Annotated in this window: 27 protein-coding genes; 20 read left to right on the top strand and 7 right to left on the bottom strand. The window is 42.3% G+C overall.

The window, feature by feature from the left end; all coding sequences use genetic code 11:
* Nucleotides 1–381: 381 nt before the first annotated feature.
* From J7E38_RS19060 to J7E38_RS19045, 4 genes are all read left to right on the top strand, one after another.
* The gene (locus tag J7E38_RS19060; RefSeq protein WP_214708876.1) at nucleotides 382–765 is read left to right on the top strand and encodes a phasin family protein; all 384 of its coding nucleotides are present in this window, start codon (nucleotides 382–384) and stop codon (nucleotides 763–765) included.
* A gap of 14 nt (nucleotides 766–779) precedes the next feature.
* A complete protein-coding gene (locus tag J7E38_RS19055) occupies nucleotides 780–2,456 on the top strand; it encodes an ABC1 kinase family protein (protein ID WP_214708874.1) in 1,677 nt (558 codons plus the stop codon).
* Nucleotides 2,457–2,522: 66 nt separating this feature from the next.
* Complete coding sequence (gene glsA / locus J7E38_RS19050; RefSeq protein WP_214708872.1) at nucleotides 2,523–3,449, top strand: glutaminase A; 927 nt, start codon at nucleotides 2,523–2,525, stop codon at nucleotides 3,447–3,449.
* Between the two features lie 106 nt (nucleotides 3,450–3,555).
* Nucleotides 3,556–4,212 (top strand): hypothetical protein, encoded by a 657-nt coding sequence (locus tag J7E38_RS19045; RefSeq protein WP_214708870.1) that lies wholly within the window; start codon nucleotides 3,556–3,558, stop codon nucleotides 4,210–4,212.
* A 68-nt stretch (nucleotides 4,213–4,280) separates the two neighbouring features.
* Here J7E38_RS19045 and J7E38_RS19040 read toward each other — a convergent pair whose 3' ends face one another.
* Complete coding sequence (locus J7E38_RS19040) at nucleotides 4,281–4,655, bottom strand: hypothetical protein (protein WP_214708868.1); 375 nt, start codon at nucleotides 4,653–4,655, stop codon at nucleotides 4,281–4,283.
* A gap of 5 nt (nucleotides 4,656–4,660) precedes the next feature.
* Nucleotides 4,661–5,851 (bottom strand): ParM/StbA family protein, encoded by a 1,191-nt coding sequence (locus J7E38_RS19035; protein WP_214708866.1) that lies wholly within the window; start codon nucleotides 5,849–5,851, stop codon nucleotides 4,661–4,663.
* A 200-nt stretch (nucleotides 5,852–6,051) separates the two neighbouring features.
* Between J7E38_RS19035 and J7E38_RS19030 the strand changes: the two genes are divergently transcribed.
* The 3 genes from J7E38_RS19030 (at nucleotide 6,052) to J7E38_RS19020 (ending at nucleotide 9,074) form a co-directional block, all read left to right on the top strand.
* A complete protein-coding gene (locus tag J7E38_RS19030) occupies nucleotides 6,052–6,804 on the top strand; it encodes a CsxC family protein (protein ID WP_214708864.1) in 753 nt (250 codons plus the stop codon).
* Between the two features lie 304 nt (nucleotides 6,805–7,108).
* The gene (locus J7E38_RS19025) at nucleotides 7,109–7,888 is read left to right on the top strand and encodes a CsxC family protein (protein WP_214708862.1); all 780 of its coding nucleotides are present in this window, start codon (nucleotides 7,109–7,111) and stop codon (nucleotides 7,886–7,888) included.
* Nucleotides 7,889–8,021: 133 nt separating this feature from the next.
* Nucleotides 8,022–9,074: a hypothetical protein gene (locus tag J7E38_RS19020; RefSeq protein ID WP_214708860.1), complete on the top strand. Its 1,053-nt coding sequence runs from the start codon at nucleotides 8,022–8,024 to the stop codon at nucleotides 9,072–9,074.
* Between the two features lie 120 nt (nucleotides 9,075–9,194).
* On the opposite strand, the gene J7E38_RS19015 is transcribed toward J7E38_RS19020, so the two are convergent.
* Together J7E38_RS19015 and J7E38_RS19010 are read right to left on the bottom strand one after the other, a co-directional pair.
* Nucleotides 9,195–9,938: a CsxC family protein gene (locus J7E38_RS19015; RefSeq protein WP_214708858.1), complete on the bottom strand. Its 744-nt coding sequence runs from the start codon at nucleotides 9,936–9,938 to the stop codon at nucleotides 9,195–9,197.
* Between the two features lie 228 nt (nucleotides 9,939–10,166).
* Nucleotides 10,167–11,219, bottom strand: a complete 1,053-nt coding sequence (locus tag J7E38_RS19010; protein WP_214708856.1) for a CotY/CotZ family spore coat protein — start codon at nucleotides 11,217–11,219, stop codon at nucleotides 10,167–10,169.
* A 190-nt stretch (nucleotides 11,220–11,409) separates the two neighbouring features.
* On the opposite strand from J7E38_RS19010, the gene J7E38_RS19005 reads away from it, so the two are divergent.
* The 7 genes from J7E38_RS19005 (at nucleotide 11,410) to selB (ending at nucleotide 20,326) form a co-directional block, all read left to right on the top strand.
* A complete protein-coding gene (locus J7E38_RS19005; RefSeq protein ID WP_214708854.1) occupies nucleotides 11,410–11,985 on the top strand; it encodes a hypothetical protein in 576 nt (191 codons plus the stop codon).
* 163 nt (nucleotides 11,986–12,148) lie between these two features.
* Nucleotides 12,149–12,583, top strand: coding sequence for a histidine utilization transcription antiterminator HutP (gene hutP / locus J7E38_RS19000; protein ID WP_214708852.1), 435 nt, complete (start codon nucleotides 12,149–12,151; stop codon nucleotides 12,581–12,583).
* Between the two features lie 101 nt (nucleotides 12,584–12,684).
* On the top strand, nucleotides 12,685–14,205 hold the full coding sequence (gene hutH, locus J7E38_RS18995; RefSeq protein WP_214708850.1) for a histidine ammonia-lyase: 1,521 nt from the start codon (nucleotides 12,685–12,687) through the stop codon (nucleotides 14,203–14,205).
* Between the two features lie 30 nt (nucleotides 14,206–14,235).
* The gene (gene hutU, locus J7E38_RS18990; RefSeq protein ID WP_215038836.1) at nucleotides 14,236–15,897 is read left to right on the top strand and encodes a urocanate hydratase; all 1,662 of its coding nucleotides are present in this window, start codon (nucleotides 14,236–14,238) and stop codon (nucleotides 15,895–15,897) included.
* Nucleotides 15,898–16,007: 110 nt separating this feature from the next.
* Nucleotides 16,008–17,288 (top strand): imidazolonepropionase, encoded by a 1,281-nt coding sequence (gene hutI / locus J7E38_RS18985; RefSeq protein ID WP_251030389.1) that lies wholly within the window; start codon nucleotides 16,008–16,010, stop codon nucleotides 17,286–17,288.
* On the top strand, nucleotides 17,260–18,201 hold the full coding sequence (hutG, locus tag J7E38_RS18980) for a formimidoylglutamase (RefSeq protein WP_214708846.1): 942 nt from the start codon (nucleotides 17,260–17,262) through the stop codon (nucleotides 18,199–18,201). The genes hutI and hutG overlap by 29 nt, the downstream gene beginning before the upstream one ends.
* Nucleotides 18,202–18,466: 265 nt before the next feature.
* The gene (selB, locus tag J7E38_RS18975) at nucleotides 18,467–20,326 is read left to right on the top strand and encodes a selenocysteine-specific translation elongation factor (protein ID WP_251030399.1); all 1,860 of its coding nucleotides are present in this window, start codon (nucleotides 18,467–18,469) and stop codon (nucleotides 20,324–20,326) included.
* 75 nt (nucleotides 20,327–20,401) lie between these two features.
* Here the strand turns inward: selB and J7E38_RS18970 are convergent, their stop codons facing one another.
* Both J7E38_RS18970 and J7E38_RS24205 read right to left on the bottom strand, forming a co-directional pair.
* The gene (locus tag J7E38_RS18970) at nucleotides 20,402–20,938 is read right to left on the bottom strand and encodes a DUF3231 family protein (protein ID WP_214708843.1); all 537 of its coding nucleotides are present in this window, start codon (nucleotides 20,936–20,938) and stop codon (nucleotides 20,402–20,404) included.
* 568 nt (nucleotides 20,939–21,506) lie between these two features.
* The gene (locus J7E38_RS24205) at nucleotides 21,507–21,638 is read right to left on the bottom strand and encodes a hypothetical protein (protein WP_285291759.1); all 132 of its coding nucleotides are present in this window, start codon (nucleotides 21,636–21,638) and stop codon (nucleotides 21,507–21,509) included.
* Nucleotides 21,639–21,949: 311 nt separating this feature from the next.
* Here J7E38_RS24205 and J7E38_RS18960 point away from each other — a divergent pair, with 311 nt between their 5' ends.
* The 6 genes from J7E38_RS18960 to J7E38_RS18935 all read left to right on the top strand — a co-directional run bounded on the left by J7E38_RS18960 (nucleotide 21,950) and on the right by J7E38_RS18935 (nucleotide 25,684).
* Nucleotides 21,950–22,546 (top strand): class I SAM-dependent methyltransferase, encoded by a 597-nt coding sequence (locus tag J7E38_RS18960; RefSeq protein WP_214708841.1) that lies wholly within the window; start codon nucleotides 21,950–21,952, stop codon nucleotides 22,544–22,546.
* A 114-nt stretch (nucleotides 22,547–22,660) separates the two neighbouring features.
* Nucleotides 22,661–23,776 (top strand): DNA polymerase III subunit beta, encoded by a 1,116-nt coding sequence (dnaN, locus tag J7E38_RS18955; RefSeq protein ID WP_214708839.1) that lies wholly within the window; start codon nucleotides 22,661–22,663, stop codon nucleotides 23,774–23,776.
* 22 nt (nucleotides 23,777–23,798) lie between these two features.
* Nucleotides 23,799–24,503, top strand: a complete 705-nt coding sequence (locus tag J7E38_RS18950) for a class I SAM-dependent methyltransferase (protein WP_214708837.1) — start codon at nucleotides 23,799–23,801, stop codon at nucleotides 24,501–24,503.
* A 16-nt stretch (nucleotides 24,504–24,519) separates the two neighbouring features.
* On the top strand, nucleotides 24,520–24,957 hold the full coding sequence (locus J7E38_RS18945) for an NUDIX hydrolase (protein WP_214708835.1): 438 nt from the start codon (nucleotides 24,520–24,522) through the stop codon (nucleotides 24,955–24,957).
* 108 nt (nucleotides 24,958–25,065) lie between these two features.
* Nucleotides 25,066–25,461, top strand: coding sequence for an HIT family protein (locus J7E38_RS18940; protein WP_353049959.1), 396 nt, complete (start codon nucleotides 25,066–25,068; stop codon nucleotides 25,459–25,461).
* Between the two features lie 52 nt (nucleotides 25,462–25,513).
* On the top strand, nucleotides 25,514–25,684 hold the full coding sequence (locus J7E38_RS18935; protein WP_214708831.1) for a hypothetical protein: 171 nt from the start codon (nucleotides 25,514–25,516) through the stop codon (nucleotides 25,682–25,684).
* A gap of 54 nt (nucleotides 25,685–25,738) precedes the next feature.
* On the opposite strand, the gene J7E38_RS18930 is transcribed toward J7E38_RS18935, so the two are convergent.
* Complete coding sequence (locus J7E38_RS18930) at nucleotides 25,739–26,479, bottom strand: class I SAM-dependent methyltransferase (RefSeq protein WP_214708829.1); 741 nt, start codon at nucleotides 26,477–26,479, stop codon at nucleotides 25,739–25,741.
* Between the last annotated feature and the right edge of the window lie 114 nt (nucleotides 26,480–26,593).

Below are 26,593 nucleotides of genomic sequence, written 5' to 3'. Positions count from 1 at the left end.
GAAGCAGGTGCAGGTTCGGATAAAACGTCGGCATACCATGAAGAAAATGTCTGAAGCAGGTGGCGGTACGGACAAAACGCCAGCACATTAAGAGGATTTTATTCAAAGTACAAACAGGTCCGGATAACAGTACTTTCTTCGCCATCATCATGTCTAAGTAAGCAACAGTTCGACCAATTAAAACATTTTGTTATTACCCTTTAAATAACAATTTATATATCTAAACACAGCTTTATAAGTTCCCGTAGAAAATATGTGCCAATCCAAAGTATCCAAGTACCTGGTTTTAACGAGCCAGGTGCTTTTTTTATGTAAAAGGGTAATTGTCCCTGGTTTTGGGGTATTAATAAGTAAATATATTTTATATAGGAGGGCCTTGACATGAATAATTTTCTTAAAAGTGGTTTTTTACTTGGGCTTGGAGCTGCGGTTGCAGGGAAGGAAAAGGTCGATGAAACGATCATGAAGCTGGTTGAAAAGGGAAATATGACACAGACAGAGGCAGATACGATTTTTGATGACCTTTTTAAAAAAGGTGAAAGCAAAAGTGGGGAGTGGAATGATGAATTTAAAAAGATGGCTAGGAGCCAGCTGAGCGAATGGGGATTTGTGACGAAAGAAGAATTAGATGTTGTCCAGGCACAGCTTGTATTATTGAAGGAAGAAGTTTCACTGCTTCGCAAAAATAATATGAATAGAGAACTCGACCAGGCGGAGAATGGGATGGAGAATGTCCCACCTGGTTTTTCAAAAGACATTGATTAGCAGCAGGTGATGGAATGTTGACGGACCGTTTGAGACGTTTAAATAGATATAAGGAGATTGGCTCCTTATTTGTGAAATACGGATTTGGCTATGTGTTGGAAGAAGTCGGCCTTTTTCATATCTTATCTATAAAAGATAAGATAACAGCAGAGGTGAAGGATGGCAACACACAGGAAATTGGATATCGAATCCGCTGTATGCTGGAGGAACTGGGACCGGCTTTCATAAAGCTTGGGCAGCTTCTCAGCATCAGGAGCGACCTGTTGCCGGATGAGATTGTAAAGGAATTGGAACTGCTCCAGGATCAGGTGCCACCCGTCTATGTAGAGGAAATAAAAGAGAAGATCCAGCATGAATTTGGCAGACCTGTTACTGAAATCTTCCAATTCTTCAATGAAGATTATGTAGCCGCAGCTTCAATCGGACAGGTCCATGAAGCCGTTTTACACAGTGGAGAATCAGTCATGGTCAAGGTTCAGCGTCCGGGGATCAAGCATACTGTGCTTACTGACCTCGAGATCTTAAGGGATTTCGCAAAACTGATCGAACAGCGATACGACTGGGCGCAGTATTATAATATAACCGATATGGTTGAGGAACTATCTGAATCAATCAGAAGGGAACTGGATTATTCTGAAGAGGCCCGGAATACAGATATGGTTCAATTGCAATTTGAGGATTGTCACTCAATTAAAGTTCCTGTCATCTTCCATGATTACTCAACAACCCAAATACTCACCATGGAAAAGGTTGAAGGAATCAAGCTGAATGAGCTAAACGCAATGGCTGCAGGGAAAGAAGAAAAACGAAAAATTGCAGATTTACTGGTAAGTGCATTTATAACCCAGATTCTTAAAGAAGGATTTTTTCATGGAGACCCGCATCCGGGCAATATCCTCTATAACCTGGAAAAACAGCAGCTGGTGTTTATTGATTTTGGCCAGGTAGGAAGGCTTTCGGCAAGTATGAGATACCATTCCGCTTCGATGATGATGGGAATCATGCAGCAGGATACCCATCGAATTGTCAAGGCGATATTCCGGATGGCATATGTTCCATCCGACATAGATGAACAGCATTTTTATGACCACGTGGATGGCATCAGGAAAACAGTAGAACTATCATCCAAAGATGGCTTGAGTTTAGGGTTGACCGTGAAGGAGCTATTTGCCGCTGCCCAGGAACACCGGATTATCCTGCCGAAGGAAATGACGATGATGGGTAAAGCCTTGGTCACGATAGAAGGAATCATTTCTGAGCTGGATCCAACCCTGGATATGATTGAGATTGCAAAACCTTATGGAGAACAGTTGATGAGGGAGCGCTATGATCCGATCAAGATGGGGAAAAGGTTCTTGAATCAAGCAGAAGACTTATCAGATACATTTGTTAATATCCCAAATCAAGTTGAAAATGTCCTGGACAAGGCATCCAAAGGCGATTTGAAATTTGAAATCAGCCTTGCGGAAATCAATCGGATCCTCAATAAATTCGACCGGATCAGCAACCAGGTTTCTTTTAGCCTCACGCTGCTTGCTTTCAGTATTGTAGTCCTCGGTTTGATAGTAGGAGCCACTTTTGGGAATAATACGATATTGACTAGCGTACCTGCTATAGAAATAGGATTTTTCATAGCGTTCGGAATGTTTTTATTGATTATTTATTCTATTTTAAGATCGGGAAGATTTTAAGGGAATTCAGGCAATGGTCCTATCATTGCCTTTTTCTATTACAAAAAAAGATCGGAGGAGCAAAGTATGCCATGCAGAACAACTGATGAATTGAATGAGCTTGTTCAAAAAGCAAAACATTACACGTTTGGCGGAAAGGTTGCAGATTATATTCCTGCGCTGGCAAAAGCCAATCCTGAGGAACTTTCAGTCGCTATTTTCCATGATGATGGAACCTGTGTATCCGCCGGTGATATCCAGCAAAAGCTTTCATTGCAAAGTGTCTCGAAGGTCCTTACACTTGCACTGGCGCTGATGGATTATGGGGAAGAAGCTGTGTTTGATAAAGTGGGGTATGAGCCAACAGGTGATCCATTCAATTCAATCGTCAAGCTGGAGTTTAGTCCATCGAAACCGCTGAATCCGATGATCAATGCTGGTGCTCTTGCGGTAACACATATGATAAAAGGGGAGGATGCGGATGAGAGGTTCAATCGGATCCTGACTTTTATCCAAGATCTTGCCGGCAATTCCTCAATCGGATATTCCAAGGAAGTTGCTGATTCTGAATTCCAAACTTCTGACTTGAACAGGGCCTTATGTTATTTTTTGAAGCAGCATGGCGTCATTGAAGAGGATGTAGAAGAACTGCTCATGGTGTATACAAAGCAATGTGCAATCGAAATGGATTGTCTGGACCTTGCCCGTATTGGCTGTGTTTTTGCGATGGATGGTTTGGAGCCTGTCACCAACCGCCGGCTGATTCCTGCACATGTGGCCCGCCTATGCAAAACTTTCATGGTCACTTGTGGAATGTATAATGCATCTGGCGAGTTCGCAGTCAGGGTAGGGATTCCTGCGAAGAGTGGGGTATCCGGAGGGATCATGGGTTCTGTACCAAACCGGTTTGGGCTTGGTATTTTAGGACCGGCACTTGACGAAAAGGGCAACAGCATTGGCGGCATCAAGCTATTGGAAATGATGTCTGCCAAATACGATATGAGCATGTTCTAGCAAGTAGAGATTTGTAAAAATTCAGACAAATATTACCCGTGCGAGTATTTTTTTGCGTGGTAACATTAGGGGGTGGTTTATATTAACTGAAAGGAGAATTATATGTATGGTCATGGATGAAAAAGTAATTTCCATGCAGGAACGATTAAAAGATCAGGCTTTTGAGGAAATAGAGGAACTGTTTTATTTCACCAACGAATATTATGGTGAATATTTACTTCATTTAGTTGATGATTTCATTGAGTCAGAACAAATACCTGAAAAAATAGCCTCAGCATTAATTCCTCATTTTATTTCCTGGGCAGTGTTCTGCCATCAGCTCCCAAACAGGAAGAAGACAATCTTCGACAAATATCTAAATTCACCTGAATACAAAAGCAGAAGGAAGCCAAGAATCCACCGAATTATCAGTGAGTGGAAATATGCATCACCAGGTTTTTATACAATTAATGAATTTTATGGAGACCGTTTGCTGGTTGTCCATGATGTATTGCGCATGAAAGAGAGGCTGGTTGCCATCTATAATGAAATATACCATCATCCTGGTGACAGTGACTTACTTTTGGGATATCTGCTGCCGGCCGGGGATGGCACGTATTCACCAATTATCGATTTCTTCCACATACCAGCTCATCACAAAAAAGAAGCGGTCCATAGAATCATTGATTACTATAATAAAAAAGCCGTTGCCTCTGATCTTGAGTTCCACGTCCATCATTATCCTAAACTGCTTTCCATCGTTTCCAGCGTTCTTCAACAGTGAAATAGAACATATATTAACTTTCAAAAAGTGAAGGACGCGTACATAAGTACCGTCCTTTCTTTTCATATTTAGCCCCCAAATGCATCAAGGATGTCCTCAACTTCCTTCATATCGAGCAATTTAGCAGCATCTGTTTGCTCTTTCACAGCCCTTGTTTTTACAGATGGCTGAATGAAAAAAGAGCCATTTTCAAGTATTGATCGAATGTCAGCGAGCTGCTGGAGGATTTCAGCTGAACCCCCATTTAACACAGGCTTTGGAGTAAGGTAATGATGAAGGGCAGCCAGGACGAGGTGGCTCAAAGAACTGTTTTCTGCATGGTATTCAATTTGTTCGACTACCTTTGGTGATATGGAATAAGACTCGCCCGTTTTGACATCAATATATCGATCAGGGACTGTTATCGCAACTTTATTAACATAATCCGTATAGGTGTTTGACATACCGATCACCCTTCAATGGGAATTAGTTCCTCGGTATTCTCATGTTGTTTCTTAATTTGATTCATTTTCGCTAAAATCATGAGTCCGAAGACATTCAGTTTTTCCAGGTTCTCAGGAAAAGTCAGTTCAATCGGACGCCCCTTATCAGCCCATCTTACCGCTGCTTCCTGTATTTGCTTTTGGGCAAGTTTAGCTGCACCGCCAACGGCAATATAGCGGGACGCACCCTTGATTTCGCTGGAACTGCTCCTCGCACGGTCAAAATGCTCGAGGTATTTGATTGCCATGATTCTCAGTTGAGGGATCACGTATTTGCTGATATCTTTCCTGACACCTGCAAAAGGTTCGACATACCATTCTGATTGCCCTGCAGATAGTTTTTCCTCGAGTTCTGACCTGGAATCGAAGGTATAGAGTTCATTCTTGCTTACCTTCTTAATGATTGTATCAAGGAACAAATTAATGCCAAAATGGTCACCTTCAACCGAAGCCACAGGCTTGCTGTTTTTGATGCCGACAAAGTCCACCGAATCACCGCCAAGGTCACCAATAATGACTCCTTTCCTGGAATCTTTCACGAGACCGTCATCTTTAATGGCGAGTGTGTCAATGTCACGGATTAAACCTAGATATGCACATGCTCCTTCTGCCCCGACAATCACATCTTTTATCTCAAGCTTGACGATCAGTTCTTTAGGTTCGGAAATGCCAGGTACCTTATGAAGGGTGATGGTATGACTGCCAATTAAACGCTGCTTAAGTAATTCCTTTTTTTCCTTATACTGAGTTGTCGGAAGTGATACAGCTAATTGGTCCACACAGTAGCTTATTTCAATGTCCTCAGGGTTTAAGATGGAAGCATGATAGGCTGCAGCGGCGAATAGAAGGATATAGGTCCGGTCTTCATCGGCTTTTTGATTGTTGCTTGCGGTCAGGCTCACATTCCTTTGTCTTGCGGCTGCCTTTCCTGCATAAAAGACTTCCCTTTTGTTTGTGACCGCCGGGCTTTTTATCTCTACGATCAAATTTTCTTCGAGGTCAATATCTTCCTCGTCATAAGGCTTTTCATAGAACTCGTCGTCGTATAGTGCGATTGCGTTCGGCATTTGGTATTCGCTCAGCTGCCCGTGATCAGAGGCAAGAACCTTATACCAGCTGTTGCCTATGTCGACTGCAAGATAATTATAATTGTTCATTTCATCCTCCTCCTTTTGAATCCTATGCAAAAGGTATGTTCCATTGTGCAAGTACCCAATAGAAATAGAAAAAGGAAGAAATAAAGAAAAAGCCTGATAAAAGCTAAAAAATCCGCGTTTGTTCTGATTGATTCATCTAGTCCAAAAAATCTAGAAAGAATAGGATAAATTGTACAAGAAATTTAAAAGGAGGAACAAAAATGACTAATGACCATAAAGGTAAGCATGGATGTGTAAATGTAAATCAATCAGCATCCAGGAGCGAATGTACCAACGTACCTACACCGGGTTTGGGGCCGTCTGCCAATATTCCCGTTACTCTAGCGGATATTACAGTATCTGATCATCTCGTTGCCAACATCCATTTTCCGGATCCAGTCTTGGAAATCAAGGATATTAAGAAAAGAGTGAAAATCGTACAGTGCAGGCTTCTTATAGGTCCAACTTCTAATCCTGCAATGACTCTTGCTGCAGGTATCCCGCTATTTATCAAAGGGTTCATTCGCAAGAATATTCAGTACGCAACACCATGTCCTCATTCATCAAGTGACTGTGTAGCGTCAGAAATGCGATCTCTAACTGTAGACGTACCATTTGAGTGTGTAACGATTATTACAGACTTCCTGCGTCCACCAGTATTTCCGGAAAGCAATTCTCGTTCAGAATTCGATTTCTTCAGGGCACAGAACCTGGGACATGGATTCCCGGAAAAGGATCAGTTGCTATCCAGTGACTTATCACAATTCCATCAAGTGAGTACTCAAAACTACAATCAGATTCCATTCTGTGAACTGGTATCCAGCAGCATTGTTCAATGGGATGAAGCTATTGACCGTGAACCTTTAACACCACATCATGCACCATTTGAAGAAGGCATCTTCCACAATATTGTGGAAAAAACTTTCCTTCAATTCCGTATCAGAGTTTTTCAGAACCAGCAAGTCGCCTTGTAATGGCCAACCAATAACCACGATTCATTAGGAATGAAAAGGCGAAGGCTAAGGTCTTCGCCTTTTTCAATTACTCTTCTATACATATTCCGATTCTCTTCAAGCTGCCCGTAGTACTGTCGTATAAAATGAATCAAAAAATTTTTTTAGTTCTTTTCTGGCCAGTACATCGCAATGAAAATAAATGATTTAATAAGGTCCAGGCCCTTTTTTAACTAACACAGGGGGGGCATACGCCTAGACCCAAAAAATCACGGTGCATAGGATAAAACATCTTCACTCTAAGGAGTTTAAGGAGGAGCCATGTATGTTTGAATTAGATAAAAATAAAAAGCCCGATTATGAGTGTAAGCCTTCAAAAGACCATTTTGAATGCACTCCAAAGCATCATCACCCACATGTAAGCTTAGGGAAGGTCGTAACGAAAGTTCCTGTTGTCCTTGCAGAACTGACGCTGCACGTGAATCTGGATACATTAATCAATTTTCCAGAACCGGTGCTTGAAATCAAGGATATAAAAAAGAGGATTAAATTGACCCAATGCCGATTGCTGTTGCCGACCAATAAGTTATTTATCAAAGGTTTTGTAAGGAAGAACATCCAATATGCCAGCCCTAGCCAGGAAATTGAAGCTTCCTCATCCTCATCAGTAGCTTCTGACTTGCATTCGTATACAGTCGACATTCCTTTCCAGGTTGTGACAGAAGTGAAGCACTTCCTTTCACACCCTGTAATGCCGCAGGTGAATAATCGAAAGGAATTTGATTTCTTCGTATCCAAACCATTGTCAACAGGGTTTCCGGAAAAAGATGAATTATTGACCAGCGACTTGAGTCAATTCCACCAGGAAAGCTCACAGCACTATAATGAACTGCCTTTCTGTGAATTAGTTTCCAGCCAAATTATTGAATGGGATGAGGCAATTGACCGTCAGCCGCTTCCAACAACTTCACCAATCGACGAAGGATTTTTCCAGACAATTGAAGAAAAAATGGTCATCGATTTTACCGTACGCGTTCTTCAAAACCAGCAAATCCGGGTATCTTCAGCAACGAATGATCCTGATTGCTATGACGAATCAGAATAAATAACAGCAAAAGACGGGGTATTATACTAGGCAATCTATAGTATATACCCCTTTACCTTTATACAGGAAGGAGGGCAGGGATTGGTTGCAATAGTAGCAGAACCATCCAGTTAAGATGGATAACACAAATCGAATGTTTCAAGAAATGAATTTTTTCAACGGGGGTTTTAGAGATTCCTCTGGAGGACGCAACAGAGGCTCAGAGGAGTTTGAGAATGATAAGAATAATACCAATTTAAGCAAGAATAGAACAAGCAGGAATCCAAAGGGTTCAGGAAAACCATTAATACTCGCTCCGCCGACAATTAAAAGTGTTGAAGAAAAGACATCCCAGAAAAGTACACTACAGATGGATGAAATAGAGGACGAGTCAAGTGATAACATGGGAATTTCTGTTGTTGCCGAATCGGATGATATCGATCAGGAAGATTTCAAGGAAAGTCCTGATGAAGTGTTTAATGAAATATTAGAGGAATCTAGCGAATTCAATCATGATCAAGAATCTTACAATCAACCCAGGATGGACGAAGAGTCTCAAGAAGATGCATATTTTGAACATGATTTTCAGGATTCGGAGGAGTCTGATGAAGAGTCATCATCACAACCTATCAAATTAGCAACGGCTGCTTACCGTGGAATCAATAAAACGTATGAAAGGACTAAGGTGAGGCTTCCTTTACAGCTGGCAGCTGTAAATTTAGAAATAGACATATTTGATACATTCAAGCTCTCAAGACCAATCTCGTCTATATCAAATGTGGAGTGCTCTCTGCATTCACTTGATGCAGAAGTATTGCTGCCATCGGCAAACTTATTTACGAAGGGGATTCTTCTTTTGACAATGGATTATGTAAATACTGACGATCTGGGGACCATGCATTCACTCAAAATCCACTTGCCATGGAAAAAAATCATCCCGGTTCATTGGATTCATCAGCCCGAACTTTCCTCAAAACACAGCAAAGAATATATGTTCACTTCCCCGCTTGGAACGGAAGCAGGATTTACACGTGAGTATAAAGAGAGTTTAGTGGAAAAGGTGGACTTCAGTTTAGCGAATCTGCATTGTGTTTGGAATGAACAATTTGTTGACCAAGATAAAATCATGTTTCAGGGCACTGCCGGGATGAAGATTGATCTATTTCAGAAACAATGTGTGGACTTGCAAAAGCTGATCTCACGATAAATTTAAAAAGGGTGCCTCAGACGAGACACCCTTGCCTGTATGCTGCTTGATGCAGATTCATTAAACCTTTTAAGCGACACTTTTGCTCCTCGGCTGTTATCTCATTTAGCAGCCTGTATCTTAGGAAGAAGACGAAGAAGATTCGTCTAGTGCTGGTTCTGGAGCACTGCAATAGCCCAAGTTAACCTGCTGCTTTTGCAGCAATTTGAAGGTTAAAATTACTTCCATTTTTTCAGTAATACGGCTGAATCTTCCCCAATTGTCAAAGTCCTTGTAAAGATCAATGTCGTTGACGGAAGAGAATAGCAGTTTACATTCAATAGGATCATTGTAATATTCATACGTATAGGCTCCTGCAGTACAGTTATCGGCACCCATGCCTTTCTTGTCAATGAACCTTCTTTCTTTTACAGAATTCTTTTTGCTCCACAATTCTGGTGAAGGGTAATTGAAAAGGTCTACTGGCTGAATACATGTAAACGGTACATCGACACTAAAATCTTTTACATAACCGCTGCATTTCTCCACATACTGGATGTTCTTGTGCACAATACCAGAGACATAGACTTTGACTACGCCACTATTCATTGATGAAATGATCGCCTTACACTGTGTCAGGGATACATTCCTGCGCATGTGTTTGATCTCACGAGCTGGTGTTGGTAAATCAATATCACTTTCAACATCAACCTGAAGGTCTACCACTGCAAGAGGAACATCGACATCTGCAACATTATAAGTGAGATCCGTACCAGAAGGTGGTGAAGACACATTATCGCAATCAACACGAAGCGTTTTTGCCTTATCGCATGAAGTCTGTGGCGGGCAGCCATGGGAAGTGTTGCAACCTGTATTTTTTCTCATTTCTTTCACTCCTTATTTTTTTATATCAAAAGCTTCAAGGAACAGTCTGACTCTGCTCCTTTCTTTTGACTTACTATTGTATATGCCAGTACACCAACGATTGAATAGACGAATGATAGAGGGCATTCACATATTTTTGCCGAAAAGTACAGATGTGAGAAATTGATAGGTATTTATGAACTAACAGTAAATAAACCCCACAAAAGTGGGGCATTCAATCTATTCGGTTCACCCGCGTCCAGAGCATAAGAGCTTATGTGGGTCCATTTTTTTTGCTTTGACTGGCGGAAAGCAGGTAATGCCTACGAAATCTTTTAAATCGACTTCAAAGCAAGCTCCTGTTCTGATAAAGCCTTCGATGCCATGATGTTTTCCATCACATCTTTCAGGACAAAGCAGTTCTAGAATCGCGCAGCAGCTAGATCCTTTTACAAAATCAACAACGCGGAAAAAGGTAGATTTAATATCATAAAAACACCCTTCGATTTTCACTACTCCGGTACCTACAAATGTCTCGCAGTCACCTTTGCTGCAACCGCATAATAATTTGAAGGGAATGGTATCAAAGTTTGGATGCTTGCATTGCTGCAGCAGTTCCTGAATCGAACGCTCGCAGCTGACATCACAGCCATTTTTCCTTTTTGATACCTTATGCTGTGCTTCATTAATATCCCTTACCTTTTTGCAAACGCAATTATGGGAATGTTTATCATGGTGATGGTCTTTTTCACAGCCGCAATCATGGAAATCATGATCCCAGTCCTTGTGTTTATCTTTTTCCCGCCATTTTTTACGATCCTTGCGGTCATCCCAGTCATCGGATTCGTAATGGTGATCATGGTCCCAGTCCTTGTGTTTATCTTTTTCCCGCCATTTTTTACGACCCTTGTGGTCATCCCAGTCATCCGATTCGTTATGGTGGTCATGGTCCCAGTCCTTGTGTTTATCCTTACCCTTGCATTTTTTATGATCCTTGCGGTCATTCCAGTCATCTGATTCGGTATGGTGGTCATGGTCCCAGTCCCAGTCCCTGTGTTTATCCTTATCCTTGCATTTTTTACGGTCCTTGCGGTCATCCCAGTCATCCGATTCGCAATCGTGATCATGGTCCCAGTCCCAGTCCTTGTGTTTATCCTTATCCTTGTGTTTTTTAAGGTCCTTGTGGTCATCCCAGTCATCCCATTGTTTATGCTGATCATGTTTCCGTTGTTTATTTTTGTCTTTGGAATGCCAGTGGTCATTGTCGTCTGGCCGATGGTCATCCTTGTAATAATAATTCATGAATTCGCCTCTCCTTTCATTCGAATGGTGGTGTAATAACAGGATATGGGGAAAAGCAGTGGAATGTATGGGGATGTGACTATATCGTAAAACTTTAGTGAATTCTGGGAATAATGATTAAGAATATTTGCTATTTCCGAAAGAACCATTCAATATAAATAACAGTTAACCAATTATGGAGGGTAATGAAATGCTGAAAAACCAGGTGGAGAAGTATCTCGCAACACAGGATGGGACTGTCGAATTACATAATGTCGTAAAAGACTATGCGGAAAGACAAGGACTGCTTGAGGGAACAGAGGCCAAAGTTTTAGATTCGGGTACCCTTTTTGCCAGTGCATATATTGAAAGAGGGGACAAGGAAACGGAGGAATTCCTTGGTCAAGAGTCATCCGATTTCCTTGAACAACCAATCTCCTATTTTAAAGACCGGAAAAATGAATTCATGTACATGGAATCGAATTGGTTTGATTTGATTGGTGTCGATGCTGTGAGTTTTGAAAAGGATGATGTATTTGGGACCTATGATGTTATGCTCGGCCTTAAGCTGCAAAAAAAGATGGAGCCGGCCATAAAAAACTATTTGGAGCAGCACCTTCAGGATTCGGGATACGATTTGATGTTTGACGGCAATGAGGGGTTGTGGAGCCTTAATTTCGCATTGAATGGTCTGGAAGGATACAAGGAGAGCTTATCTATAAAAGATGCTTTTTCTCTAATTTATGACTTCCTCTTCAGGATGGCGGAATCTATAGAAAATAAGTAATGCAAAGCGCCTTCATGGTGCTTTTTTTAGTGCTTTAACAGAGTATCATACTACTATATTAGAATACTAAAATTTACCAAAACGGTTGACACCGGCCATCCGAAAACATAAAATTAATGTAAGTTATTAGTCAATAGTTAAAATTCAGAAAATGGAGTTAGTGATGAGTAAAATTGCGATTGGGAAAACAGCGGTCCTGCTGGCATCTTTCACAGAAGAAGAGATGGTCTTTTTTCAAGATAGGTTGAAAGATGTAAGTTATTGTCTTGGCAAGGTAGGATCAATGAATTTGCAAAAGGTTATTTCCGCAGTGGAAACAGCTGCCAAACGCCATGGACTCATACATCCACACTTATACCGTGAAACGCATGCTCTGTATCATGCAATTATGGAGGGGATGGAAGGTGTTACGCGCGGCCATCTATCCATTGGCGAAATGAGCCGGACGGTCGGTCTGAGATTTGCTGTTGTAAGAGGAACACCCTTCGAGGATCGTGCAGAGGGTGAATGGATTGCTGTCGCGTTCTATGGAACGATTGGCGCTCCAGTAAAAGGTTCTGAACACGAAACGGTCGGGTTGGGAATCAATCATATATGAAGTTGCATTGCCTATAGTCCACTAGTCATAAGGAGGCGATGATGGTTTAAGTATGCCATTATCGTCTCTTTTTTATTTTATCCGATCAGGGGGTAGCGTGAATGGTTGTATTAACAGGTGAATCATTAACCTTGGAACAAATCAGGCAGGTTTGTTATCAGGATGAAATCGTTGCGATCAGTCCGGAAAGTATGGAAAAGGTTGAAAAAAGCAGGGAAGCAGTAGAAAAAATCGTAGCAGAAAAGCGTACGATTTACGGGATAAATACAGGTTTTGGCAAATTCAGTGATGTCATCATCGATGAACGGGATGTTAACTCCCTTCAATTGAATTTGATTCGTTCGCATGCCTGCGGCGTGGGGGATCCTTTTCCGGAAGTGGTTTCACGGGCGATGATTTTGCTGCGGCTTAACGCTTTAATCAAAGGATATTCCGGGATCAGGCCAGTGATTGTAGAACGATTAAAGGAATTGCTTAACCTGCAGATCCATCCGGTTGTGCCGCAGCAAGGTTCGCTTGGTGCTTCCGGAGATTTAGCTCCGCTTTCACATTTGGCACTGGTTCTGCTTGGAGAAGGGAAAGTTTTTTATCAGGGTAAGGTGTGCGTCACTTCAGAAGCTTATGAAAAAGAAGGTCTGGAAGCGATCGAGCTAAAAGCTAAAGAAGGGCTTGCCTTAATTAATGGTACACAGGCAATGACGGCGATGGGGGTTGTCAACTGGCTGGAGGCAAATGATCTGGCATATCAGTCCGAGTGGATTGCTTCCCTTACTATGGAAGGACTGGAGGGCGTCATTGATGCATTCCATCCCGCTGTCCATGCGGCACGAGGTTACCAGCAGCAAATGGACGTAGCTGAACGTATGAGAGAGTTGCTGGCAGGGAGCAAGCTGACGACACGCCAGGGAGAAAAACGTGTGCAGGACGCTTATTCGCTAAGATGCATACCACAGGTGCATGGTGCTTCCTGGCAGGCACTTGATTATGTAAAAGAAAAGCTTGAAATCGAAATGAATGCTGCTACGGATAATCCGCTTATTTTTGACAATGGTGAGACAGTGATATCGGGCGGCAACTTCCATGGCCAGCCGATTGCCATTGCGATGGATTTCATGAAAATTGCTGTGGCAGAATTTGCGAGTATTTCTGAGAGACGTATTGAGCGACTGGTCAATCCTCAATTAAATGACCTTCCGCCATTCTTGAGTCCACAGCCTGGACTTCAGTCTGGTGCGATGATCATGCAATACAGCGCGGCTTCTCTTGTTTCCGAGAATAAGACGCTCGCACACCCGGCAAGTGTAGATTCTATCCCATCCTCAGCCAACCAGGAGGACCATGTGAGCATGGGGACCATTGCAGCCCGCCATGCATACAGCATTATTCAGAATGTCAGGCGTGTGCTGGCCATAGAATGTATTTGTGCACTCCAGGCAGTCCAATACCGGGGAATCGAAAAAATGGCGCCAAAAACAAGAGCCTTTTACGAGGATGCCAGAAAGATTGTCCCTTCGATCACAGAAGATCGCGTTTTCTCTGAGGATATTGAGAGACTTGCAGAGTGGCTAAAAAAAAATAACTGGCAGTGGACAGCTATAAAAAAGCATGGGAGCTTAGTTTAATAATCTAACCTATTAAGAGGAGTGGAAATGATGACAATCGAAGCAAAACGCAATATTAAAGCGAAAAAGGGACTGGAACTCGAATGTAAAGGCTGGGAACAGGAAGCGGCATTAAGAATGCTTTATAACAATCTTGACCCCGAGGTTGCAGAAAAACCACAAGACCTTGTTGTATATGGAGGAATAGGCAAAGCTGCCCGTAATTGGGAGGCGTTCGATGCAATTGTTGCAACCTTAAAAAGGCTCGAAAATGATGAAACAATGCTTGTCCAATCTGGTAAACCTGTTGCTGTATTCAAAACACATAAAGCAGCTCCCCGCGTGTTGATTTCGAATTCAGTATTGGTCCCTAAATGGGCAAATTGGGATCATTTCCATGAACTTGATAAAAAAGGTTTGATGATGTATGGGCAGATGACTGCGGGAAGCTGGATTTATATTGGCTCACAGGGGATTCTGCAGGGCACATATGAAACATTCGCGGAGGTTGCGAGACAGCATTTTGGCGGTACGCTAAAAAACACGATTACATTGACGGCGGGTCTTGGAGGCATGGGCGGAGCCCAGCCACTGGCTGTCACGATGAACGGAGGCGTTTGCATCGCGGTGGAAATCGACCCGCAGCGTATCCAAAAACGCCTTGATACGCGTTATTGCGACAAGATGACCCATTCAATCGATGAGGCGATTCAATGGGCAAAGGAAGCGAAACATAAAGGTGAAGCACTTTCGATTGGTCTTGTAGGCAATGCAGCAGAAGTCCATCTTGAACTTTTGTCAAGAAACTTCAAGGTTGAGATTGTAACGGACCAGACTTCGGCCCACGATCCTTTGAATGGCTATATACCTGTAGGGTTAAATCTAGAGGAGGCAGCACAGCTGCGGGAAAATAATCCTGAGGAGTATGTTAAGCAATCTTCCTTCTCAATGGCTAAGCATGTTGCATCGATGCTTGAGTTCCAGCGCAGAGGAGCGGTTACTTTCGATTACGGAAACAATATCCGCCAGGTGGCGAAGGACCATGGAGAAGAGCATGCTTTTGACTTCCCTGGATTTGTCCCTGCCTATATCCGTCCGCTGTTCTGTGAAGGAAAAGGCCCTTTCCGCTGGGCAGCTTTGTCAGGTGACCCTGCTGACATCCATCGGACAGATGAGCTGATCAAAGAACTTTTCCCTGAAAATGAAGCCCTTCAGCGCTGGATTGACATGGCTCAGGAAAAAGTTGAATTCCAGGGTCTTCCATCACGGATTTGCTGGCTTGGCTATGGTGAGCGAGTGAAGATGGGATTGGCAATCAATGAGCTGGTACGTAATGGTGAATTGAAGGCTCCGATTGTCATAGGCCGCGACCATTTGGACAGCGGGTCCGTTGCTTCTCCAAACCGGGAAACCGAAGCGATGAAAGATGGAAGCGATGCAGTCGGCGATTGGGCGATCCTAAATGCGCTGATCAATGTCGCTGCGGGCGGCTCGTGGATTTCTGTCCACCATGGAGGCGGAGTAGGCATGGGCTATTCTCTTCATGCCGGTATGGTTGTAGTTGCTGATGGAACGAAACTGGCCGAAGAAAGACTGAGAAGAGTGCTGACCACTGACCCGGGAATGGGCATTGCGCGCCACGCTGACGCAGGTTACGAAAAAGCGATTGAAACAGCGAAAGAAAAAGGCGTAGATATTCCAATGCTTCCGTAATGCAAAAAGAATTTGGAATACGATTCTTACCGGTCTAATGGCTCTTTTGGAATATACTTCCTATTTCGATATAGAGCCTTTCAAGTGCATATAGAAAGGGTGGGAAACTATTGACATATGATTTGATTCTATACAATATTGGACAGCTCATTTTGCCGATTTTCAAAAATCGACCCCTAAAAGGGGAGGAAATGAAAGAACTTCATATAAGAGAGAATGCCGCAATGGGGATCAGCGGAGGAAAAGTGGCCTGGCTCGGCTCAAGCGTTGAGGCGGAATCATTAAAAGCCTCTGAGCGAATCGATGTCCAGGGAAAAGTTGTTTCCCCCGGCCTTGTGGATCCTCATACTCATTTGGTTTTTGGGGGTTCCCGTGAGCATGAGCTTTCGTTAAAGCAGGCCGGTGTACCTTACTTGGAAATATTGGCTCAGGGCGGAGGTATTTTGTCCACTGTGTCAGCCACTAGGAAAGCATCCGAGGAGGAGTTGCTCAAAAAGGCATCCTTCCACCTTGAAAGGATGATTTCTTATGGTGTGACAACCATGGAGGCCAAAAGCGGATATGGACTGGATGCTGAGACAGAGCTCAAACAAATGAGTGTGATCCAGAGGTTAAAAGAAAAATATCCGGTTTCGATAATTTCAACATTCCTGGGAGCACATGCTGTTCCTCCCGAATTCAAAGGAAAAGAAGCTCAGTTCCTGGAGCAAATGTCTGATTTATTCGATGAAATCAAAGAGAGCGGGCTGGCGGAATTCGTCGATATTTTTTGTGAAACAGGTGTTTTTACGATTGAACAATCAAGGAAGTACTTAAAGCTTGCAAAAGACAAGGGTTTTGGATTGAAGATCCATGCTGATGAAATCGATCCGCTTGGCGGTACCGAGCTTGCAGTGTCGTTGGGTGCTGCAAGTGCGGATCATTTAGTTGCAGCTTCAGATGAAGGAATCAAAATGCTCGCTGAAGGCAGCACTGTAGCCGTTTTACTGCCAGGTACAACGTTTTATCTCGGTAAGGACCAGTATGCTCGTGCCAGGAAAATGATTGATGAGGGAGCAGCAGTCGCCCTGGCAACAGATTTTAATCCAGGCAGCTGTGTGACTGAAAACCTGCAAATGATCATGTCACTCGCAGCTTTAAAACTGAAAATGTCAGCGGAAGAAATATGGAATGCAGTTACGATCAATGCCGCCCATGCAATCGGCAAGTCCCGAGAAGCAGGGACACTGGAAATAGGACGCTCGGCAGATTTCGTGATCTGGGATGTGCCTAATTATCAATACATTCCGTACCATTATGGTGTGAATCATGCTCAAAGCGTTTTCCGTTCTGGCAAAAAACTTTGGGAAAGGATGGCTTATAGTGGAGTTCAGCTATCTTCAGCCAGGTAGGCCGGCAGTATTCAAGGACAATTTTGTCACTAAGGTCAATGAGTGCCTGGCATCTTATAAAGACGGAGCTAGAGGGGAAATCGGATTGATCGGTCTTCCGTTCTCGAAAACTTCTATTTCTTTGTCGCAGGCATCGGATGCACCTAAGTCGATAAGGGCATGCCTGAGTACATTCTCTACTTTTTCGGGAGAAAGAGACCAAGATTATAAGAATATCCAGGTCCTTGACTTTGGTGATGTGCAGGTGCATCCAACTGACATGGAGGAATCCATTGAAAGACTCCGTATAAGCGTCGGGGAGATGCTTGCAAGGAATGCCTGCGACAGGTATATCTTGCTCGGTGGGGACCATGGAGTCAGCTACCCTTCAATCCGCGCATTCAGTGAGCATTATGGAGAGATAGGAGTCATCCAATGGGATGCACACCATGATGTCAGGAATCTGGAAGATGGCGGACGGACAAACGGCACTCCATTCCGCAGTCTCATTGAAGGGGGTCACCTTAAAGGTGAGAATCTTGTCCAGATCGGGATCCGTGATTATGCGAATGCGAAGGTCTATCATGATTACACGAAGGAAAAAGGGATTATCGTCTATACAATGAACGATGTTGAGATTACAGGCATAGTGCCAATCATAAAAAAGGAACTGGACAGATTATCTAAAGTAGTAGATACAATCTACTTATCGGTCGATATGGATGTCGTAGACCAGACCTTTGCTCCAGGATGCCCGGCAATCGGTCCCGGGGGCATAACCAGCAGAGAACTGCTTACCAGCATTTCTGCTGCAGCATCTCATCAAAAAGTGAAAGCAATGGATATCGTAGAAATAGACCCTTCTAGAGATTTCCGAGATGTCACAAGCCGACTGGCTGCTGCCGCGATGTTGCGTTTTATGTTTAATCATTGATTACTATTAAAATAGACCTGCAGACAAGATATAAGGTGTCTGTGGGTTTTTTTTATAACGAGAGTGAGAAGAACTAATTGACAAAAGGTCCAGCCTGGTTATGGAGTGACCAAGGTTTGATGTATCTTCTCTTACAATTATTGTGAGAAGGGGAATGCTTGTCCCATTTTCGTCTCTTGAACTATTTTGGATTTAAAGTTAGAGTTATTTTATACATAGTAAAAGAAGGTGTCAGCATTTGAGCAAGAGGTATTTTACCATCGGGATGGCAGGTCATATTGATCACGGGAAAACGTCGTTGACCAAGGCGTTGACGAATGTGGACACTGACCGCCTGAAAGAAGAAAAAGAACGGCAAATTTCAATTGAACTGGGCTTTGCGCCACTATATGAAGATGAAGAACTGCAAATTTCGGTGGTGGATGTCCCTGGTCATGAGCGCTTTATCCGCCAGATGATAGCCGGTGTAGCGGGGATCGACCTTGTCGTTCTCGTTGTCGCTGCCGATGAAGGGGTCATGCCGCAAACTCGTGAGCATCTGGACATTCTTGGATTTCTGGGAATCCGTTCAGGAATTATTGCGATCACAAAGATTGACAGGGTGGAAGAAGAATTCATCGAACTTGTGAAAGAAGACATTCTCGGCGAGCTTAAAGGTACCGTTTTTGAAAATGCACCTTTTATGATGGTCGATAGCCTATCTAAAAAAGGAATCACCGAACTGAAAGAACTGATTATTAGCACGCTGAAAGAACAGGAAATGCGTGACGTAAAGGGAGCTTTTCGTCTGCCAATCGACCAGGTATTTTCGGTAAAAGGCCAGGGGACCGTTGTCAGAGGCACTGTTTACGAGGGGACAGTTGAAGAAGGGCAGCAATTAAAAGTCTTGCCGTCAGGGCATGAAGTAAGGGCACGCCAGCTTCAGGTACATCATCAGCCTGCCAAAAAAGCGTTTGCGGGTCAGCGGGCTGCCATTAATCTTTCAGGGGTATCCAGGGACGAACTCGAACGGGGTGAAGTGCTGGTTTCAACTGAACATTTTATCGTGACCAATACAATTGATGTTGCAATTAGAGTCGTTGAGGAACTTGACCACCTGGTAAAACAAAGGACGCCTATAAAGTGCCATATCGGTACGGCCGAAGTTATGGGACGGATTGTCTTTTTTGACCGAAACGAACTAAAAGAAGACAATGGGGAGATTCTTTGCCAGCTGCGACTTGATGAAAAAATCGTCACAAAACGTGGAGACCGTTTCATTGTTCGCAGGCCAAGTCCGCAGGAGACGATTGGCGGCGGCTGGGTGATAGACCCACGTGGTAACAAGTATCGATTTGGACAGCAGACAATTGAGGAATTGGAGAAAAAGAAAGCTGGAACACCAATCGAGAGAATGAACGCAGCCTTATATGAGGCAAAAAGCCTGACGGTCGAAGAGCTGATTAAGCGGACAGCACTGGATGAGGGTTCTATTTTGTCCAACCTTAAAGATGAACAGTTTGTCAAAATTTCCAATAAGGAATATGCCCTGACATCAGTCATTGACCTTATTGAAGAAGATATCATGGATCGACTGGAAGATTATCACCAGGAAAACCCAATGCGTCCTGGCATGAATAAGGCTGAATTACTGCAAACGCTGCAAAAATCCTTCTCTAAAACATTGCTGGAATTCATAATCGAAAATGGAATCAGCAAGGGCATATTCCTGAGGAAAGACCAATATATCTCACTTGCAGCCTTTGCTGCGCATGTCCCGAAGAACTGGGAAAAACGGACAGAGAATATGATCAACGAGCTTAGGAAAGATGGCTTAAAGGTTGCTTATTTAAATGACTATATTAAAAATGCAGGGATTCCTGATTCTATCTCCTTTGAGCTAAAACGCTTCCTTGAAGACCAGGGAGCAATTGTGCTGCTGGATGACCAATACGCCTGGTATGGTGAACATTTTGCGGATGCAGTGAGGAAACTGAAAGAGCAGACGGGAGATGAATTTGAGGTCTCTCAAGCCAAGGAAGCAGTAGAGTTATCACGTAAGTATATGATTCCATTCCTTGAACGTCTCGATGCACTTGGGTACACGAGAAGAATTGAGAACAAAAGGGTCTGGAGAAAAAATTAAACTAAAAAACAGCAGAGCCCGTGGTTATGGGTTCTGCTGTATTTGTCAGGCGTTTTTACATAATATAATTATTTGTTACTCGGTTGATTTCACTTGCAGTGGTGGAGGAACCAGCCACCCTTTAGTTTTATTTAACTTTAGCATTTTAGCGCCAAATTGTGCCTTTGCCATATGGAATTGGCCGTACATCATTGCAATATCTTCTCTGATGGACTGGCCGATCATGGTACTCGCGGCAACAAGGCCTTCTGCAACATCCTTTGAGACTGCAGCCGAAATTTCAGGGTCACTGAATCTTGCTCCTGGAGGAATATCTTCCAGATGGGCAACAGGACGTTCAGGTGGTGAAGGAGGGAGCCCGATGCCATTCGTTTTAAGCAGTTCTTCAACCTGCTTATTTTCTTCCTGCATCGCCTCGATTGCTTCTTGAACAAGCTTTTTAAGGTCCTCATCACCAATGTGATTGATAAAGGTCTGGTATGCAGCAATCAGACCATGATTGACTGATAAATGAGTCCAGGCCCCATATACCTCACCATAATGCATAGGTTCATCTTTTGGATTTCCGCTTAAAATTCCCATAACCGCACTCCTTATAGTGTTTATATTCATATTGTTCCTCCTTAAGGAAGGAAATAGTCAACAAGGCTTATTTTGCTTTAAAAATAAAAATTCATACATTATTTCAGAGTAATGTTTACAGAAAAAGAAGGAAAAATGAGAGGACTATCAGATTGGGTATGAGAGCGGATTAAAACACAGAATTTATCTTAATCAGTATCGTGTTCAGACAAAATAGAGGAAATCGAAACTGGATATGTCCGAAGTAGTAATGGGTTCAGACAAAATACAGGAATCTGTACCTAAATTTGTCCGAAGTAATACCGGGTTCAGACAAAATACAGGAAACAGAACGGGAATTTGTCTGAAGCAACACCATCTTCAGACAAAATATAGTAGCGGGAGCCCAGATTTGTCCGAAGTAGTACGGGGTTCAGACAAAATACAGGAATCAGAACCTAAATTTGTCCGAAATAGTACCAGGTTCAGCCAAATTGCAGGTATCCGAGCAAGATTTCGTCCGAAGTTGAAGTATAAAGTAATTTCATGATTGATGGACCCTAACGGAATATCCTCGATATAAAAGAAAACGAGAGCCTGGATTAACCAAGCTCCTAACTTATTCTCCAAAGAATCCTTCATAGATCCTGGAGACGTCTTCCCTGAATTTCTCAACCTGGACGATTCTTGCCTCTCTTAAATATTCTCGGCCATCTGCATACAAGACGAGAACGGGCACTGTAAACGCCATAAGGAATCCTGCTATTTCCTCGACCTTTCCGGCATTGACCAGTCCAGCCTCAATTTTAGGGAAATCTTTTAAAACTTCCTCGACCTGAGGAAGCAATCCATGACAGACGCTTCAACCATCGGTCAAGACATAAATAAAGCTTAATTCGTTATCATTGATTAACTTTTTTACGTCATCCATAGATGTTAATTCTTTCATTTGAAATCAACTCCTTTCTTTATTGATACCCGTTTAAAAATAGAATAGCCACATGAACTTTTATCATACTAGAAAAAGGGTAATGGGTATAATGATTAGGAAGGAGTGATAGTATGGGGAATTCATGGCATGAACGTTTTGGCTCGGAACAGTATGTTTATGGTGAAAATCCAAATCAATTTATAAAAGAACAGTCACAAAGATTGGAAAAGGGAAGCAAAATCGTGGCATTTGCTGAAGGAGAAGGCCGAAATGCAGTTTATCTTGCGAGGCAGGGGAATAAAGTTACGGCTTATGATTATGCAGAAAATGGCTTGAATAAGACGAACGCTCTGGCCGAGCGCTATAAGGTAAACATCTCAACGGAACTAAAGGATTTAATACATGATCCAGTACCTGCTGAAGAATTCGACGCAGCCATTATGGTATTTGGCCATTTTGATAAAAATGATCAAAAAACCGTGATGGATAAGTTGATTTCAACTGTCAAGCCTGGGGGCACCATTATGTTTGAGGTATATTCAGAAGAGCAGGTGAAATACGGAACAGGCGGACCAAAGACCGTTGATATGCTTTACAACCCATCTGATGTTTTAGATTGGATTAAAGACTACAAAGTCCTTCATTTCTTTTATGGAGAAAAGGAAAGAGTGGAAGGTAAATTGCACACAGGAACAGGGCATGTTATACAGGTTATCATCAAAAAGTAATGCAAAATGGACAAAAGTGATTCTCCTTAAAGGGGGATCACTTTTTTAATTTTTACAAGGATTTTCCAAGAATTTGTCGAATTTATTAATATAGAAATTGGAAAGGAAGGAATCATGAAATTTACCATTAATAGTGGATGTTTATACGATGCACTTTCAAGTTTAAGCAGAAGTGTTTTGGCGAATCCTACTCCGCAAATTTTATGCGGCATTAAAATAGTTGCCCATTCTGAAGGTTTGACTCTTATTGTCAGCAACCATAACTTTTTTCTAAAAAAAGAGATTGTTAATTGTGACGGAAACCTGAATATCATTGAAAAGGGCACCTTTGTAGGGCCTGCTAAGTATTTGGCAGAATTGATTAAAAAGCTGCCTGGTGAGATTACAGTGGGAACCGGAAAAAACAACAAACTTTTTTTACAGGCAGATGAGATAAGGATTCAGTTAAATGGTTTCAATGTTGACGAATATCCATCATTGCCAAAAGTGAATAGTGATGAAACCGCGCAGCTGCCGGCAAACCACTTGCTTGAGATGGTTAAACAAACTGCATTCGCAGCTTCAGTAAATGATTCTCGCCAGGTTCTTACCGGGATATTGATCACATTCCTTAACAACAAAATAAGATGTGCAGCCACAAATTCTCATCGTTTGTCAATAAGTGAACTTGATTTTGATACAGCCATTGCCGGTTCATACATAGTTCCTCTGAATACAATAAGGGAATTCATTAGATTATTCAATGATAGTAGTACCATTGCAATCCATGTATCTGATCATTACTTTGTCTTTGAGTCACAAGATTTATCCTTGTACTCAAGACTGATTGAGGGGAATTATCCTGACCTTTCCAGTATTATTCCATCCGAATCAAAAACATCAATGATCCTATCTACCAGGAAAGTATTGAATGCTATTGACCGTGCCAGCCTTTTTACTCGCGACTCAAGCAGAAACAACGTGAAATTGAATGTAACACAAGAAGGGAGACTTAGGGTAGCTTCCTATTCTTCAGATTTAGGTGAAACAGAGGAAACGATCCCAATCAGGGAACTGCAAGGAGATCCCGAGATATTGATTTCATTGAATAATAGTTTTCTGATTGATGCTCTTAAATCAATTCCTGATGAGGAAATTGTGATGAGTTTCTCGGGTTCTATGAGGCCCGTTGTAATTAAGCCAAACAGCGATAAACAACACTTGCAGTTGATCTCTCCAGTGAGGGGATAAGTGAAAATTAAGGAGGAAAATGATGAAAGAAAGTATATACAGCTATGATGATTTATTGGAGATGCTTGACAAGCTTTTGAGTGATAAAAGGCAATTCAATTGGGACGTTTTTTATTCTGATCGAGACAAAGGGGTCCCTTTTTTTAAAAACTTCCCTGATGAGAATCTGGCAGAGTATGTGGAAACAAAGAAACTAACTCCTGGTAAGGTATTGGAATTGGGATGCGGTCCAGGAAGGAATGCCATTTATTTGGCTGGTAAGGGTTTTTCAGTAGACGCGGTGGATCAATCTGAAGAGGGGTTGAACTGGGGAATAGAAAGGGCACTTGCTCAAAATGTGCCGGTGAATTTTATCCTGCAAAATCTTTTTGAATTGGATATAAAAGAGGGTTCATACGACCTAGTCTATGACTCAGGGTGCTTTCACCATATCCCTCCGCACAGGAGAATGGATTATATTGACCTGGTAACTCGTGCTTTAAAGCCAGGTGGCCATTTTGCGCTTACCTGCTTTGTTGAGGGAGGTAAATTGGGCGGGTCGGACATTTCCGATTGGGAAGTTTACAGAGGGAAAAGCATGAGAGGCGGATTGGGTTATACACATGAAAAACTAACTCGAATCTTCAGTGATTTTGATGTTGTGGAACTCAGGAAAATGAATGACAAGTCAACTGAAGAAGGCCTGTTTGGTACAAGTGAATTGCTGGCAGGATTATTTAAAAAATAGGCATGGGGTGAAACCTTTGGAATATATTGCTGAGCTAAGAAAGCTGGCCGGCCATCGGCCACTGATATTGCCCGGGGCAGTTGTCATGGTTTTTAATGAGAAAGATGAATTGCTTCTGCAGCTTCGGAGTGATGGTGGCTGGGGTCTGCCTGGCGGATTAATGGAGTTAGGGGAGAGTCTTGAGGAAACAGCAAGAAGGGAAGTAATGGAAGAAACAGGGCTCATTATAGGCAATCTCAAGCTGGAAGGCGTATTCTCAGGCGCTGATTACTATTTAAAAGTGGCGAACGGAGACGAACTTTATTCTGTTACAACCGTTTATTCAACAAGGGAATATGATGGGATTTTGGAAATAGATGAACATGAATCAGTCGATCTTAAGTTCTTTCATTTGGAGCATTTACCGAAAGACTTGCAGTTAGGCTATATGAAATATATTCAAGCTTATCTTTGATAAAAGAAATGAGACTTAGTCCATTTGCAGGAATAGTTTTTCTCATAGAAGCGCACTATTAGAAGTTGAAAGTAAACGAGAAAGATGAATGAATAGGGGTGTTGAATGGTGGCTAACGATCAATGGGAAGATTTTTATTGCGATGAGGTGCTTTCTGGCAAAACGGATGTGGAGACCATCATGGAAACGGAACATAGTCTCGCATTTTATCATACGCGCCCTTATTATGAAGTACATATCATTGTCATTCCCAAAAAACATATACAATCTATCTTGACTGTCACGGCCGAGGAAAAGGATCTACTAGAGGATGTGCTCCAGGTTGTCAGGGAAGTAGCAGCAAGGCTTGAAAAAGAATATGGGGCCTGCACCATTTCTACAAATGTAGGAAACTATCAAAGCAATAAACATATGCATTGGCATGTCCATTATGGTTCGAGGGTAAGAGACGAGAAGGGACAGCTGCTTAATGGTCAAAGCCCCCAAAATAGTAGTTTAGTATAGTAAAGGTTGAAACTAAAGGACTATACGGATTTGAGCAGATGGAGGGATAAGATTGAAGACTAAACTAAATGGTGCCCAGGGACTTTTTTCAGCCTTTTTTATTGCAACCATTTTGACCCTAACTAGTGGAATTGAGTGGGATAACAGATTTTACCATGGTTTTTATGCTTTTATAATTAGTCTTGCTGTATTTTTTATATCAAAGAAAATCATTAAAGACTGACTGGAAAAGGACTTTTAATTAAGTCCTTTTCTTTTGGCATCGTATAGTAGGTCTCTAACTTTTCACACATTTAAAAATGATAGTCGTCGGAACGGCCTTAACTTTCTCCCAGTTATACCACCTGTTAGAATCTCTCGACAATAATTCTTCGGAAACTCTGATTTCTTCTATTATTTTTTCGATTTTAAAACCGGTTTTGATCATTGAATTGACATAGGTGCTGATCTTATGCTGCTGCATGATGGCGGGATGGTTCCATGCCTCATGGTCATAAGGACCTTCCTCATGATAAGACTTTGTGAATAAAAGTCCATGCTCTGTATTTCGCACCCGGCTAAACAGTGGATGCTCCCAGCTGAAAATAAACGATCCGCCCGGCTTCAAATAATGATTGATGTTAGTCAGCGTCTGTTCCAGATTGGTTGTCCAGCCTAGAGCAAAAATAGAGTATACAATATCAAAATGGCTTTCAGGAATTCCAGGGTTCACTTCCATAGGAGATTGAAATAATTTGACATTCGTCCCTTGTAATAATTCTGCCGCCGCCTGAATTTGTGAGCTGGATAGATCGAGACCCCACAGCTCGTCGACATTTTTTTCGTGCATGTATTTCAGGGAATGCCCGCTTCCGCACCCGATATCCAATACTTTTTTATGATTTAAATCCCCGAATAGGTTCAGTTCCTTTTCGTCAGGAGCAAAAGGACCATATTCCGGCAAAGCCGTTCTGCCAAAGAAGTTTTGGGCCACTTCATCCCAGCTCGTCTTATTGATTGTCAAAGTATCAGTATTCAAAATCAAAAACCTCCAATTCATGATATGACAGTATTCTTCAAAAATCTGTTAAATCCTTTTTAAAAATCATGAACAGAGGGTATAAACTAGAAAAAGAGTCTTCATATATGGATG

The organism is Bacillus sp. ISL-35, from assembly GCF_018613355.1.
In the GTDB taxonomy this organism is placed as follows: Bacteria; Bacillota; Bacilli; order Bacillales; family Cytobacillaceae; genus Mesobacillus.
Note: the sequence above shows the minus strand (reverse complement) of the source record. Positions and strands in the feature narration are given on the sequence as shown.